Below are 13,815 nucleotides of genomic sequence, written 5' to 3'. Positions count from 1 at the left end.
CGGCCCGGCCGAACGAGATAGGCGCATCCACCTACAAAGCTAACTCCGGACGGTGCTCCGGACGACTTGGACCAAACCTGGCCGCCGCACGCCCGGCGAGCTCACAGCTGTTTCCGGCCCGACTTCGGTTCCTGCCCCGGCTCCGGGGCGGGCGGAGGTGTGAGCTTCGCCGTCGTGACTTACGAGACCACGTCTGCGACGATCACCAGCGGCATGACGGTGAGCCCCTGTGTCCCGATCAGCAGTGTGGCGAGCGGTACGGAGACCAGCGGAAGCCTCAGCATCGCGGCGCTCATCGCTCCGGTACCCATCACGAACCCCGCGACCGGGCTCAGCCCTGGCAGGTGGGAGAACAGGGTGCCACCCGCCGCCACGACGGTGAAGTACAAGGCGTCAGTGCGCCCCAACGTCTCCGAGAACGAATCTGCTTCGTTCGCGGAATGGACCACATACGCCGCCGAGAGGAGCAGTCGGCCGCGCAGCCCTACGAAACCGGCGCTGTGCTGTCCCGCTCCGTTCCCGCCCCAGGGCTCCGAGCAGGTGACCGGGTGGCCTTCGCCCTGGCGGGCGCGTACGCCTGGAACATCTCGCACCACGACTTCCTGATGCACCCGCGGCCCGGCTTTCACTTCCTGGAGCAGGAAACGGCCGGATACGCGGATACGGTGACCGCATGACCACAACCGTCGCGGTGGGTACGGGAGTAGGGCCCCTGCTGCGCGGCTGGCGTGAGCGCCGCCGCCTCAGCCAACTGGAACTCGCGCTGCGCGCGGACTCCTCGGCCCGGCACATCAGTTTCGTCGAGACGGGCCGCTCGCGCCCCAGCCAGGACATGGTCCTGCGACTGGCCGAGCACCTGGACATCCCGGTGCGGGAGCGCAACTCCCTCCTGCTGGCGGCGGGTTACGCCCCCACCTATCCGGAGACCCCGCTCGACGACCCGGCACTGGACACATTGCGCACCGGACTCCTGCAGCTGCTCACCGGGTACGAGCCGTACCCGGCGCTCGTGGTCGACGCGACCTACGACGTGGTCGCCGCGAACAACGGCATGACGATGCTCCTGGAGGGCGTACCGGAACGGCTGCTCGCTCCCCCGCTCAACGCGATGCGCCTGACCCTCCACCCGGAGGGCCTGGCGCCGAGGATCCGCAATCTGCGGGAGTGGCGTGGTCACCTCCTCGCCCAGATGGAACGGCAGATCGCCCTGGTCCGCTCCGACGCGCTGCGCGAGCTGTACGAGGAGGTGTCGGCGTATCCGGTGCGGGACGCGGGCGTGGAGCCGGCCGAGCCGGTCCCGTACTTCGCGCTGCCGCTGCGGATCGAGCACGACGGCCGGGTGCTGTCGTTCATCTCGTCGATCTCGACGTTCAACACACCCATGGATGTGACGGTGGCCGAGCTGGCCATCGAGACCTTCCTGCCCGCTGACCGGGAGACCGCCGCGTACCTCCGCTCGCTCAGCGCCTGAGCCGCAGGGCACCGAACTGCAGTGCCGCGAACCCACCCACGGTGGCGGCCTGCATGAGCCCCCACACGGCGCCGACGGTGGTGGGCGTCAGCCAGAGGGCGAGTGCGGCGATGCTCGCCACCACCCAGACGGCGTTCACGTCGATCACGAGACGGGTCAGGAAGGCGGAGGGCTCGCGCCGGGAGGCGAGCCAGCCGACGTCGGCCGCGAACGCCAGGAGGAAGACGCCGAGCCAGAGGAGCAGCGTCGGATCGACGCCCAGCAGGCGGCCCAGCGGTCCGGACGCGGCCACATAGGCGAGTCCGTTGACTCCGGTGACCACGGCGTCGAGGACGAGGAACCGGCGGAGCATGGTGAGCGGCTCGGCGGTGCGGGCCAGGCCGGAGAGGGTGGTCGCGGACATGGGAATCAGCCTCCGTCGGGGATGTGCACGCTGGTCGGTGGCCGGGCCCCGAGACGGGGTAAGCCGCCTCGGAACCCGGTGCGACCACCATGCCGCTCACCGCGGAACGGGTCGATTACCCGGGAGGTAATGCGCACGTCAGGGGGCGTCACCGCCGGCACCGGAGCGGGAAACCCGGCCCGGCAGGACGCGCTCAGCGGCAGGAGACCTTCAGCTGGGCGGCCGCGTGATGCGCGCCGGCCAGTTCCTCGTCGCCCCAGTCGCGGCCCCGGTCGATCAGTTGCACGGCGAAGACGGCGCCCTTGACCGGGAAGCTCCTCACATCGACCGGGGAGCCGCGGTGCTCCGGTTGACGGACGGCGAAGCCCGTATAGGCGGAGTCCGTGTCGTCGGGGTCGGAGAGCACCCGGTAGAAGGTCGGGTCGCCCGCCACATCGCGGTCCCGGCCGCTGCTCGGCACGAAGACGGTGAGCGCGCACTCCCGGAAGCCCTTGCCGAGGTGCCAGGACCAGATGGCGGTGCCGCCCCGGTCCTCGGTGGGACTGCCGGACATCGGGACGGCACTGAACCGCCCGTCGCACGAACCACCGGTGAAACCACCGGAGCCGACGGTGTACCAGCCCGCCTGCCCGTTCTCGAAGCGCCCGCGTTCGCGGTACTCACCGGTCGAGCCCGCCGAGTCCCCTGAGCCCCCCGAGCCCCCCGGAGCCGCCGAGTCCCCCGAGCCCTGTGGACAGCCGGGTCCCGCCCACGCCGTGTAGCGGTAACGGGGCCCGTCCGGCGGCGGCGTCGACGCATCGGGCGGTGTCTCCGGGCTCTCGGTGCCCCGCCCGATCAGGCTCGGCGCTCCGCCGACCGGATCCGGCAGCGCGTCGGCACGGCCCGCCGCGTCCGGCCGGCCTCCACCGAGTTCTCCCCGGTCCGCCGACGCGAGGAACGAGACGGCGGTGAACAGACCGCCGGCCGCCACCACGGCCCCCGCCGCCAGCAGCGCCTTGCGCCGCCCCGGCAGGGTGGACATCCGGCCGGTCAGCGTCTCGCGCGCGATCCACGAACCGTCCCCGGCCGCGGCACGGGCCACGGAGCCACAGCCGGAACAGACCATCCCCGGCAACGTGCCCCGCCGGTCACCGCCGCAGTGTTGGCACCTCATGGCAGCACACCTTGCCAGGGGCGCCCGCCCGGAGGGAGACATCGCGCACGATGTACGTGTCCGATCCGCATCGCACGGACGGGGTCACCCCCGGGAGGCGGACGAAGCTCAGCCCAGTTCCTCGGGGCACTGGGTGCCCGGCGGGAACTGGTAGGGAGCGGCGAGCCGGTACACGCCCGGCCGGGGCGCGAGCAGTTCGACCCACTCGTCGCCGTCCGGGTCCTCCTCCAGCTTGATCAGACAGCCGTGCAGGTTCTCGTAGGACTTCTCGGCGTCCCCGTCCTGCGCGGAACGGCGCTTGGACTCCTCGGTCTCCTGCGGGCGTTCCACGCTGTTGCCGTCGTCGTCGACGACGGCCAGCCAGCGCGAGTACGGAATCCGGATCAGTACCCGGCCCGCCTCCTCCACACGGATGGTCAGCTTGTCGGCCCCGGCGCGCTCGACGGTCGCGGGCGGATCGGCCATCGGCACCGGATCGAGGACGCGGTAGAGCCGCCAGTTGGCGTCGCCCCAGATCTCCGTCAGATACGGCAGGCCCGTCTTGACCAGCGCCGCTTCCTGCACCGCTCCGCTGGCGTCCGGCGCCCCCTCGGGCAGCACGACGTAGTGCACGGCCCAGCGGTCCAGCCACTGCCGGTAGTTCTCGGTGTTCAGCGTGTCGTCGTAGAAGATCGGGTTGCGCTTCATATCGGCCTGCCGGTTCCAGCCGCGGGCCAGATTGACGTACGACGGGAACGCGGACGCCTCCCGGTGGCTGCTCGCCGGGACCACTTCCACCCGGCCCCGCTCGGCCTCCACCCGCTGGAGCTGGTTGACCAGCGGGGCGAGCTCCCGGGTCCAGGAGGCGGCCGGAGCGGTGCGGACGATGTCGTCGACGCCCTTGTAGCCGATCCAGAAGTTCAGCCCGGCGAAGGCCAGGACCAGGGCGTACCAGCGGCGGCTGCGCGGCGCCGTGTACGGCAGCGCGGCGAGCAGCACGACGCCGGCGAACAGCATCGCCATGCGCGACACGTTCGAGCCGATCTGCGAATCGACCACGTACGTCAGCAGGGTGCCCACGCCGTACACGGCGGCGGCGGTGCGGACCGAGGCCCAGTCCTTCGGCACGAGCACGAAGACGAGGACCGAGAAGAGGAACGGCAGCGAGAGTGTGCCGAGCGACATCGGCTGCGTACCGGAGAAGGGGAACAGCCATGAGGACAGCGCCACCACGGCGACCGGCGCGAGACCGAGTGCGTAGGCGCCTGGGCGCCGCTTGTTCAGGAACAGGGCGGCGGCGACCACTCCGAGGAACAGCCCGGCGACCGGGCTGCCCGCGGTCGCGAGTCCGGCGAGGGGGGCGGCGACGGCCGCCTTCGCCCAGCGCTTGTACCGCCAGCGGTGCGGCCAGCAGAAGACGGCGGCGACCGCTCCCAGCGCGAACATCATGCCGAGACCGAACGTCACCCGCCCCGAGAGGGCGTTGCACAGATACGCGAAGGCTCCGGCGAGGGAGCAGGCGAGAGGGTTACGGACCGCCGGTACCCGCACGAGGATCAGTGCGGTGAGCGCCGCCGACACCGTGCCGACGATCATCATCGTCGTACGGACGCCGAGGACGGACATCAGATAGGGCGACACCACGCTGTAGGAGACCGGGTGCATCCCCCCGTACCAGGCGAGGTTGTACGCGGTCCCCGGATGACGGCCCACGAACTCGGCCCAGGCGTCCTGCGCGGCGATGTCGCCGCCACTGTTCGCGAAGAAGAAGAACCAGAGGACGTGTGTGACCGCGGCGGCGGCCGTCGCCAGGGTCACGGGGTGACGGAGCAGGCGCTGCCGGCGGCTCGGGAGCGGCGGCGCGGCCACCGGCCCGGGGACACGCGCGGCAGACAGCGCTATTCGCGTCGTCCCGTTGCCCGTACCACCCGCCTCGGCACCGGTGGCTCCGGTTCCGTGGTCCCTCGCACGGCCGGGTCTCGGCTCAGCGGTGGTCACTACAGCTCTCTCCCCGTCCTCCGCCGGCCCCGTACGTCCCGTGAAGACGCCGTTGCGGGGCCCTGAGTTGCCTGGGGACGCTAACACGTGCCCCAGCGGGAGAAGGAGGCGCCGATGGCGGCGCCTCCCCTCCCGCCTGTTCGCCGAGCGAGTCAGCCGATACGCGTCAGTTTGTCGCCGAAGGCGGGCCCAGTCAGGTTCCCCTGGAGAGCGACGGGCGCGCTGACCTTTCCGGCACCGGTGCCGACGGTCACCATGCCGACCTCCGTACCGGCCGGGGCCGTGTGCGAGATCGCCTTGCCGCTGTCGGTGACGGACAGTTCGACGTCCAGTCCGGACCAGCCGACGGCCTTCAGGTTCTTGGTGGCGACGACGGGCGTGCTGCGGCCGAAGCCGTCGTCCACGTACCCGACGACGTCACCCTTCTTGACGACGGTGGCGGAGGTGACGGCCTCCTGGGAGTCCTTGATGAGCTTGAGCCCGTTGGTCAGCGAGAGCGTGAGGCTGTCGTACGACTGGCCCGTGCCTGCCTGCTGCCCCATGACGACTCCGTAGATCCGGTGCGTCTTGCCGTCCACGACCGTGTTCGCGGACCAGAGCAGGCAGCCGCCGGCCGGGGTGGAGGAACCCGTCTTGATGCCGGTCACACCGGGCTCCAGCAGGAGCGAGTTGTTGTTGTAGATCTTGATGTCGATGCCCTCGATATCAACCTCGGGCATGTCCACGATCTCTCGGAAGACGTCGTACTTCATGACCGCCTGGGCCAGCTTCAACTGGTCGGCCGGGGTGGAGATGGTGGACTTCTTCAGCCCGCTGGGGTCCGTGTACGTGGTCTCGGTCATCCCGAGGTCCTTGGCCGCGTCGTTCATCTTCTCGAGGAACTCCGCCTCCGTCGGGGAGTCCCAGCGGGCGAACAGCCGGGCGGCGTTGTTGCCGGACGGGATCATCATCAGCTGGAGCAGGTCGCGCTGGCTGAGCTTCTGGCCCTTCTTCAGGGGGGCCGTCGACTCCTCCGTCAGCTTGGACTCGTCCTCCGCGCGCTGGTCCACCGTGATCGTCTCGCCGGTCTCGTCCCCCTTGAGCGGGTGCTCGCGCAGGATGACGTACGCCGTCATGACCTTCGCGACGCTGGCGATCGGCGCGGGCTTCTGCGCCCCAGCGGAGCCCATCGAACCGACGCCGTCCACCATCACGGCCGACTGTCCCTGGTCGGGCCAGGAGAGGTTCAGCGGGTCGCCCCGGAAGGTGTACGTCGGCTCCGCCGTCAGCCTGAGCTCGGGGGCCGGCAGCGGGCGCACCATCTGCGCGATCGCAAAGATGATCACCGCGAGCAGGAGCAGCGGCGTCCAGATCTTGACCCGGCGGACCGCGGTACGGACCGGGGTCTCCTCCGGCGGAGGCGTGTTCGTGAGCTCGGCGAGCAGGTCGAGCGGCGGCTTGGGCGGCAAGGGCTGCTGCCGGGTCCGCTCGGCGCCGTCGAGCGCCGGAGTGGGAGCCTCGAACTCCGACGGTGTGGCCGCCCAGCTGGGGGCCGCGGGGCGCCCGGGGCCGTCGCTCCGGCCCGGCGTGACGTTCGGGGTGACCGTGGGCCCGATGCCGGGCGCGGCGGCGGGCCGCGCGACGTCGGAGCGCAGCGGCACGAACTTGCTGGTCCGCTCGGCGGGCGATTCCGGCTTCGATGTTCCCGGCTTCGGCGCGTCCGGCTTCGGCGCGTCCGGCATCGCTGCGTCCGGCTTCGACGTGTCCGGCTTCGCTGCGCCCGGCTTCGACGTGTCCGGCATCGGCGGGAGGATCTTCAGCGCCGTGGTCGGCTGATCGACCTGGGCGGGCTTGACCGCCTTGAAGACGGCCGTGGGCTGATCGATTCCGCGCTGCTCCCCCACGGGGGCGGCGGGTGTGGCCGGTCCGTCGGCGTCGGCGGGCTTCACCGACTCGGACGACTCCGAGGGCCTGGGCAGCCTGGCCGGCTCGGAGGACTCGTCGACGGCGTCGGCGGCCGTGTCGGCATCGGCCGCCGTGTCGGCGTCGGGTGAGGCCGGAGAATCGGCAGGGCCGTCGTCGTCAGCCGCAGTTTCAGCAGGCTCATCCGACTCATCCGACTCGTCCGAGTCATCGGAGTCGTCCAGCGCGTCGGGCGTGGCCGAATCCCTCGGTTCGACGGTCTCCGCAGACAGGTCCGAAACCGATCCCGGCTCCGAAACCGGCCCCGAATCCGCGGCCTCCGCCTCGCCCTCCTCGCCACCGCTCGCGACCCACGCCGCGACCGCCTCACGCAGTCTCGCGTCACCCGGCTCCGAGTCGGCATCCGGCTCGACGTCCACCTCAGTCGTCACCGCGGCCTCAGCCGTCACCTCGGCCTCAGAGGCTTCGTCGGCCCCGGAAGGCTCCCCGGTCCCACCGGAGGGCACGGAGCCCCCCTCGGGGCCGCCGGCGGCCTCTCCCGGACCCACGGAATCCTCCGCGGGGCTCTCGGAGCGCTCGGCTCCATCGGGGCTCTCGGAGCGCTCCGCGGCATCGTCCGCGGCACCCCTGGGGTGCTGCGTACGGAAGACCGCCGTCGCGTCGTCCGCCGGAGCGGCCGGTTCTCGGAACACGGCGAGTCGCGGATCACGTTCCTCCGGAGCCGTCCCCGAAGACGTCCGCTGCTCCGATTTGTCGGGGGACTCGCCCGCCACCGATGCCTCCTCCATGCGCTGCGGGAGCAACCCCGCGCTGTCCGAACCATCTACCAGTGTCCTGTGTGAACCCCTGGCCTGGCTGCTAGACGAGAACGACATACCTACTGGTTCCCATACAAAGCACCCAGGCGCTCTCGACAGACCAATGTGAGAGGGGTCACCCTGTCACTCATCCACGCGGGGAGGCATGGATGGGCAGGAGCCGCAGAACAATTCCGGAGGAGCTTCTGTTGCTCGCTCTGGACCCGACCACGGGTACCACAGCGCAGCCGCAGTCGCTCGACCTCGGCCTGGCCGGGGCACAGCTAGTAGAGCTGGCTCTGGCAGGACGGATAGCCCCTGACGGGGATCGTATCGCCGTGGTGATGCCACGGCCGACAGGAGATCCGACTCTGGACTCCGCACTGGAACTGCTGCGCCGTCGCGGCAGCCCGGTCCGGGCCGTCCACTGGATAGGCGGGCCCCGACTGGGGCTGCGCCAGATCTACCTCGCTCATCTGGAGCGGTGCGGCATGGTGCATGCCGTCTCGGGCCAGATGTGCGGAGTGCTGCCGACGACTCGCTACCAAGCGACGGACACGGCAATCAGCCGGGACATCAGAAACCGGCTGGACAGCGCGATCCGCACCGGCGTACCGCCGGACCCGCGGACCGCGGCGCTCGCCGCACTGGCCCACGCGGTCGGACTCGGCAAGCACCTGTACCCCGGGAACGAGGGGCGTTCATCGCGCTCACGGCTCCGGGACCTGATCAGACACGACCCCATGGGCGGACTCGTGGCGCATGCCGTGATGGACGTCCAGAACGGGGTGGCCGTACAGCCACGCCGCACCCAGCAGGCGGCAGGCGTGCCGTTGCAGCCCGGGGCGCAAGCGCGCCGCGGCAGCATGGCGCACACGTCCGTCCACTGACCGCGCAGAGGACCGCGCGGACAACCGAATACCGCCGCACCGACGTCCCCACAGACCCGGTTCGGGAGCCGCACCATGCGCGGGGCAGCCGGTCCACCGGCTGCCCCGCGCGCCTGCGTGTGGCCGTTTCCCAGCGCGCCCACGGTCACAGGTGGCAATCTGCTGAGCAGTAGATACGCACAGCTACATAGCCGGAGGTGCACTTTCCGTGCCGTCCAACGTCAATCCCACCGTCAGGCGACGCCGGTTGGGCCAGGAACTGCGCCGCCTGCGCGAGATCAAGGGCATGACGGCCGAGGAGGTGGCGGAGCGCCTGCTGGTCTCGCAGTCGAAGATCAGCCGCCTGGAGAACGGCCGCCGCTCCATCAGCCAGCGTGACGTCCGCGACCTCTGCGGGGTGTACGAGGTCGAGGACCACCGCGTCGTCGACTCCCTCATGCAGATGGCCAAGGACTCCCGCCAGCAGGGCTGGTGGCATGCCTTCGGCGACATCCCGTACAGCGTCTACATCGGTCTGGAGACCGATGCGGAGTCCTTGCGGGTGTACGAGCCCCAGGTCGTCCCGGGCCTGCTGCAGACCCGGCAGTACGCCGAGGCGCTGATCAACGGCGCGCTGCCGGAGTCAGCCGCGACCGACATCGAGAAGCGGGTCAGCGTCCGGGCCCGCCGGCAGGACCGGATCAACGCGCTGGAGCATCCGCTGCGCCTCTGGGCCGTCATCGACGAGTCCGCGCTGCACCGGATGGTCGGCGGCAAGCAGGTGATGATCGACCAGCTGGAGCACCTCATCGAGCAGTCGAGCCTGCCCCATGTGACGGTCCAGGTGCTGCCGTTCAGCATGGGCGCGCACCCCGGCATCAACGGGCAGTACGCCATTCTGGAATTCCCGGACGCCGCGGACTCCAGCGTGGTCTACATCGAGGGAGTCACGAGCGACCTCTACCTGGAGAAAGCCCATGATGTGCAGCGATACAGCGTCATGTACGAGCACTTGCGGGCACAGGCGCTGAATGTGGAACAGACCCGCGATTTCATCAGCGGGATCGCCAAGGGGTACACCAGCTGATTCCAGTCACCCTGCGGCGCCCGCTTTGTGAGAAATAGGCGATGCCCGCCGAGAGGTGGCGGAAGAGTACACCGCCGCCACCTCTCGGCGGAAGGCTCGCAGGGCATATACCATCCGGACGAGTGAGGGGCCCCGGCATCCAGAGAAGTTGGCGAGTAGCGTCGATCGCGCCAACAGGAACACGGTTTGTTCCGCTCGCACAACTCTCTGAACCGGAGTGAAAATGGCTATTCTTCAGGGTGCTACGGATATCTGGACGAAGTCCTCTTACTCGGGCGGCAACGGCGCGTGCGTCGAGGTCAAGTCCCCGCTCGCGCAGGCCATTGCCGTGCGTGACTCGAAGGCCCCGGAGGGTCCCTCGCTCACCTTCGTGTCCGGTGCGTGGAATGCCTTCGTGCGGGATGTCGCTACGGGCACCGTCAACGCCTGACCGGTGCTGCCCTTAGAACACAGGCGCATCAACGACTGGAGCCCTCTCGACTGGTCCGCCGTCCTGGCCGAGAGGGCTCGGCCCGATCCGCCCGCCCGTCAGCGCAACTGATCGACGTACCGGTCCGTCCCCGGCACAGTCGGAAGGAACGGCGCCACCAGTTCGACCCGCCCCAGGCCCGATGCGGCGACCGCCCCGTCGAGCCCCATGAAGTGCTTCGTCCAGCAGGCACGCGGGTCCTCCTGGAGAAACCACAGCAGGGTCAGCCGGGTGTCCACGCCCTCGACCTGCTTCACGTAGGTCATCCGGTCCCCCGGCAGCGGCGTGGGACGGAAGACCGTGACCATCGCCGCCGGTGACCCGGCGAGCAGCTTCGGCAGATGCCGCGAGCGCAGCCACTCCAGCAGTTCCGCGCGCTGCTCCGGTCCCTCGGTATCGACGACCTGGAGCACGAGCCCCTCATACGGATGATCGAGCGCGTGGACGTCGCGCGGGCCCGCGGCCCCGTCGCGGTAGACGGTCGCCTCGTGGTCCTGGAACGCGGTGAAGACGTGGGTGCGGCCCTGGTAGACGCGGCCGTCCCGGTTGAGCCGCTTGTTGATCGCCACGGTCCACTTCATGTGCTCCTCGTAGCGCCCGTCCGTCACCCAGTACGTGGACAGATAGCACCCGGCCCCGACCGGCTGGGCCACCGCCGACTTCTCCGGGTAGCGCAGTTCCTGGAGCTCCCGGGTGGCGACCCAGCGCCGGCCCGCGAACATCCAGGGCATCGCCATCGCGCCGCCGTAGAAGTGATCGTCCTCGTACCAGCGGTTGTACGCGTACTCATGGCCCTGATGCGGCTCCACCATGGTGATCAGCGCGTGCCCGGGGTGGACTCCGTACGGCCCCACCGCCGCCAGCTCCGCGTACAGGTCGCCGCGTGTCTCCTCGCTCATGCCGTTCCCCTTCCCTGCTTCGCCAGGTCGCCCTACTCTGACGCTCCGTCAGAAGAACTGCCAGAGCCGGGAGGCGCCCATGCTGCTCGCGGGGAAGACCGTCGTCGTGTCGGGCGTCGGCGCGGGCCTCGGGCATCAGGTCGCTGCCGCCGTGGTGCGGGACGGGGGCCGCGCGGTTCTCGGGGCGCGTACGGCGGCGAATCTGACCAGGACCGCCACCGAGATCGATCCGGCGGGCCTGCACACGGCCTCACTGACGGCCGACGTCACCGACGAGGAGCAGTGCCGGTCCCTCGCCGCACTCGCGGTCGCACGGTTCGGCGGGATCGACGCGGTGGTCCACGTGGCCGCCCTGGACACCCACTTCGGCGGCCTGGAGGATGCCGACTTCGCCGCCTGGCGGTCGGTGCTCGACGTCAACCTGCTCGGGACGCTGCGGATGACGCGGGCCTGCCTGCCCGCCCTGAAGGAGCGCGGCGGGTCGGTGGTCATCATCGGTACGCAGTCCGCGGTGGCCGCCCCGACGCAGGTGCGGCAGGCGGCGTACGCGGCCTCGAAGGGGGCGCTGACGTCCGCCATGTACTCACTGGCGCAGGAACTGGGGCCGCACCGGATACGGGTGAACACGGTGCTGCCCGGCTGGATGTGGGGTCCGCCGGTGCAGGCGTACGTGAAGTTCGCCGCGCACACCGAGGGCGTGTCCGAGGAGAAGGTGCTGGCCGGACTCACGGCACGCATGGTGCTGCCCGAACCGGCCACCGACGGGGACGTGGCGGAGGCCGTGGTGTTCCTGGCCTCCGACCGGGCGCGGTCGATCACCGGGCAGTCGCTTCTGGTCAACGCCGGAGAGCTGATGCGCTGACAGCAGGGGCAGTTCTCCTCCTCGCCAGGCCGCACGGGACCCGCATCCCGTGCGGCCTCGTCGTACGTGCTCATCCAGGACGGGTTTCCGGCCTCTGCGCAGCCTGACGAAGTGCCCGCCCATCCTGTGTCCGCTGCCAGGTCACCAACTACAACCTCGACGGTTCGGTGAAGACGGATGTGGCGCTCCAGTACCAGGTGGCCCTGCCGCTGGCGATCTCGCTGGTGCTCTACGTCGTCATCGGCTTCGTCAAGCCGGAGGACACCCCGGAGCGCGACGCGATCATCGAGCGGATCAACACGGACGGCGACGGCGGGGACGCGGCGGGCGGCGCGGGACTTCCCGCGCAGGCCGGACCCGCGGACCCGGTGGTCCGTGAGGGTGTGAAGGACTGACCTCCGTACGGCCGCGAGGCCGGATGACCGGGAGGCCGGATGACCGGGAGGGGGTGACGGGCCGGGGGCCGCCATCCCCTCTCTCATGCCGCGCTCACGCCCGCGGGTAGCGGGCCAGCCAGCCGGCGGCGACGGCGGTCGGGCTGTGCAGTGCGGGACCCTGGGTCATCTCCATCGCGAAGTCGTCGGCGAGCTGGAGAAGGGTGGACCGCCCCTCCAGCTCGGCGAGCCAGGCGGGCGGCAGGGCCGTCTCGCCGTGCAGGGCGCCGAGCAGGGCGCCGCAGACGGCCCCGGTGGACGTGGAGGGACCTCCGTGGTTCACGGCGAGGCGCAGACCGTGTCGGACGTCCTCACCCACCAGGGCGCAGTACAGGGCCACGGCGAGGACCTCCTCGGCGGAGTCCGTGGCGCCGAGTGCCTCGATGAGGGCCGGGCCCGGGATGCCCTGGCGTACGGAGCCGAGGGCCTTCTTGAGCGCTTCGGTGACCGGCTCCTGGCCCGGACGGCCCGCCAGCAGGCCCAGGGCGTGCTGCACGGAGCCGTCCAGCGTCTCACCGCGGGCCAGTCCGTGCACCATGACGGCCAGGGCTCCGGCGGCGAGCTGGGCGGTGGCGTGACCGTGGCTCTGCGCGGCGCACTCGACGGCCAGCTGGAGGACGAGCTGCGGCTCCCAGCCGACCAGGAGCCCGAAGGGTGCGGAGCGGGTGAGGGCGGCCGCGTCCCGGGCCGTGGGGTTCTTCGGCTGGTCCAGCGTGCCCATCACGGCGTCGCCGAAGCCGGTGAGGCAGGCGCGGGAGGGGGCCCGGCGGGCGTACAGCCACTCCTCGCGGGCGAGCCAGCCGTCTCCGGCGCGGCGTTCGTCGGGACCCCAGTCGCGCTGGGTCGCGGACCAGCGGAGATGGGCGCGGTGCACGTCGGTGGGCGGGTGCCAGGCGCCGGTGTCGCGGCGGACCTGGGCGCGGATCAGCCCGTCGACGGTGAACAGGGTGAGCTGGGTGACGGCGGTGACGGCACCGCGTCTGCCGTGCGCGGGTACGAAATCGGTGACCGACTCCGCACCGTGGGCCTCGCGGATCTGCTCCAGCGTGAGCCCGGTGACGCCCGCGCCGAGCGCGTCCCCGATGGCGCCGCCGAGCAGTGCGCCGCGGACCCGGCTGCGGAAGTCCTGCTGTTCGACACGGCCCCAGACAGCTGTGGTCCCTGTGCTCACCGTGCCCCTTCCCTCCGAATGCCGGCGTGCGACTGCGCAAGCACTGTAATCGAACGGGAACGGCGCGATCAGGGGTGGAACGGAATGTACGCAGTAGCTCGCCGGAGCAGCTTTTGAACGGCATTCCTCATGGTTTTCCGGAATGGGAGGCGTGCCCGGCCGCGACGCATTCAGCGTGCCGGCCGAGCCCTTCCCCGTACCCGTATCCGGATCTCCCGGCCGGTGCTGTCGCGGATGCGCCGGTCCTGACCGCGACCTCCTTGATCAGCGCGAGGTCCTCTTCGCCCGCGTAGGCACACAGCGCCACAGCGCAGCACATGT

General features: G+C 70.6%; 11 protein-coding genes and 3 pseudogenes. 7 read left to right on the top strand and 7 right to left on the bottom strand.

Going from position 1 to position 13,815, the window contains the following annotated elements:
- Positions 1-101 precede the first annotated feature (101 nt).
- Positions 102-377 (bottom strand): annotated as a pseudogene (locus F0344_RS20995) (chloride channel protein); the annotation flags it as partial.
- 123 nt (positions 378-500) lie between these two features.
- On the opposite strand from F0344_RS20995, the pseudogene F0344_RS20990 reads away from it, so the two are divergent.
- Together F0344_RS20990 and F0344_RS20985 are read left to right on the top strand one after the other, a co-directional pair.
- Positions 501-677, top strand: a pseudogene (locus F0344_RS20990) (type III PLP-dependent enzyme); the annotation flags it as partial.
- Positions 674-1,471, top strand: coding sequence for a helix-turn-helix domain-containing protein (locus tag F0344_RS20985; RefSeq protein ID WP_185300273.1), 798 nt, complete (start codon positions 674-676; stop codon positions 1,469-1,471). The pseudogene F0344_RS20990 and the gene F0344_RS20985, both read left to right, overlap by 4 nt.
- Here the strand turns inward: F0344_RS20985 and F0344_RS20980 are convergent.
- From F0344_RS20980 to F0344_RS20965, 4 genes are all read right to left on the bottom strand, one after another.
- Positions 1,461-1,874, bottom strand: a complete 414-nt coding sequence (locus tag F0344_RS20980; protein WP_185300272.1) for a hypothetical protein — start codon at positions 1,872-1,874, stop codon at positions 1,461-1,463. The genes F0344_RS20985 and F0344_RS20980 overlap by 11 nt on opposite strands.
- 193 nt (positions 1,875-2,067) lie before the next feature.
- Positions 2,068-3,027: an adhesin gene (locus F0344_RS20975; RefSeq protein WP_258050029.1), complete on the bottom strand. Its 960-nt coding sequence runs from the start codon at positions 3,025-3,027 to the stop codon at positions 2,068-2,070.
- 108 nt (positions 3,028-3,135) lie between these two features.
- Positions 3,136-4,902, bottom strand: a complete 1,767-nt coding sequence (locus tag F0344_RS20970) for an MFS transporter (RefSeq protein WP_374940162.1) — start codon at positions 4,900-4,902, stop codon at positions 3,136-3,138.
- Between the two features lie 254 nt (positions 4,903-5,156).
- Positions 5,157-7,679, bottom strand: coding sequence for a D-alanyl-D-alanine carboxypeptidase family protein (locus F0344_RS20965; RefSeq protein ID WP_185300270.1), 2,523 nt, complete (start codon positions 7,677-7,679; stop codon positions 5,157-5,159).
- 194 nt (positions 7,680-7,873) lie between these two features.
- On the opposite strand from F0344_RS20965, the gene F0344_RS20960 reads away from it, so the two are divergent.
- From F0344_RS20960 to F0344_RS20950, 3 genes are all read left to right on the top strand, one after another.
- Positions 7,874-8,593: a GOLPH3/VPS74 family protein gene (locus F0344_RS20960; protein ID WP_185300269.1), complete on the top strand. Its 720-nt coding sequence runs from the start codon at positions 7,874-7,876 to the stop codon at positions 8,591-8,593.
- 208 nt (positions 8,594-8,801) lie between these two features.
- Complete coding sequence (locus F0344_RS20955) at positions 8,802-9,659, top strand: helix-turn-helix domain-containing protein (protein WP_185300268.1); 858 nt, start codon at positions 8,802-8,804, stop codon at positions 9,657-9,659.
- A 223-nt stretch (positions 9,660-9,882) separates the two neighbouring features.
- Positions 9,883-10,089, top strand: a complete 207-nt coding sequence (locus F0344_RS20950; protein WP_185300267.1) for a DUF397 domain-containing protein — start codon at positions 9,883-9,885, stop codon at positions 10,087-10,089.
- Positions 10,090-10,187: 98 nt separating this feature from the next.
- Here the strand turns inward: F0344_RS20950 and F0344_RS20945 are convergent, their stop codons facing one another.
- Positions 10,188-11,027, bottom strand: a complete 840-nt coding sequence (locus tag F0344_RS20945; RefSeq protein ID WP_185300266.1) for a hypothetical protein — start codon at positions 11,025-11,027, stop codon at positions 10,188-10,190.
- A gap of 79 nt (positions 11,028-11,106) precedes the next feature.
- On the opposite strand from F0344_RS20945, the gene F0344_RS20940 reads away from it, so the two are divergent.
- Positions 11,107-11,889 carry an SDR family oxidoreductase gene (locus F0344_RS20940; RefSeq protein WP_185300265.1) on the top strand — a complete coding sequence of 261 codons (783 nt, stop codon included), beginning with the start codon at positions 11,107-11,109 and terminating at the stop codon, positions 11,887-11,889.
- A gap of 143 nt (positions 11,890-12,032) precedes the next feature.
- Positions 12,033-12,284, top strand: a pseudogene (locus F0344_RS20935) (Na+:solute symporter); the annotation flags it as partial.
- A gap of 94 nt (positions 12,285-12,378) precedes the next feature.
- Here F0344_RS20935 and F0344_RS20930 read toward each other — a convergent pair.
- Positions 12,379-13,494: an ADP-ribosylglycohydrolase family protein gene (locus F0344_RS20930; protein WP_185300264.1), complete on the bottom strand. Its 1,116-nt coding sequence runs from the start codon at positions 13,492-13,494 to the stop codon at positions 12,379-12,381.
- Positions 13,495-13,815 lie beyond the last annotated feature (321 nt).

Source organism: Streptomyces finlayi, from assembly GCF_014216315.1.
Taxonomy (GTDB): domain Bacteria; phylum Actinomycetota; class Actinomycetes; order Streptomycetales; family Streptomycetaceae; genus Streptomyces; species Streptomyces finlayi_A.
The sequence above is the reverse complement of the archived record's forward strand: the minus strand, read 5'-3'. Positions and strand labels throughout refer to the sequence as shown.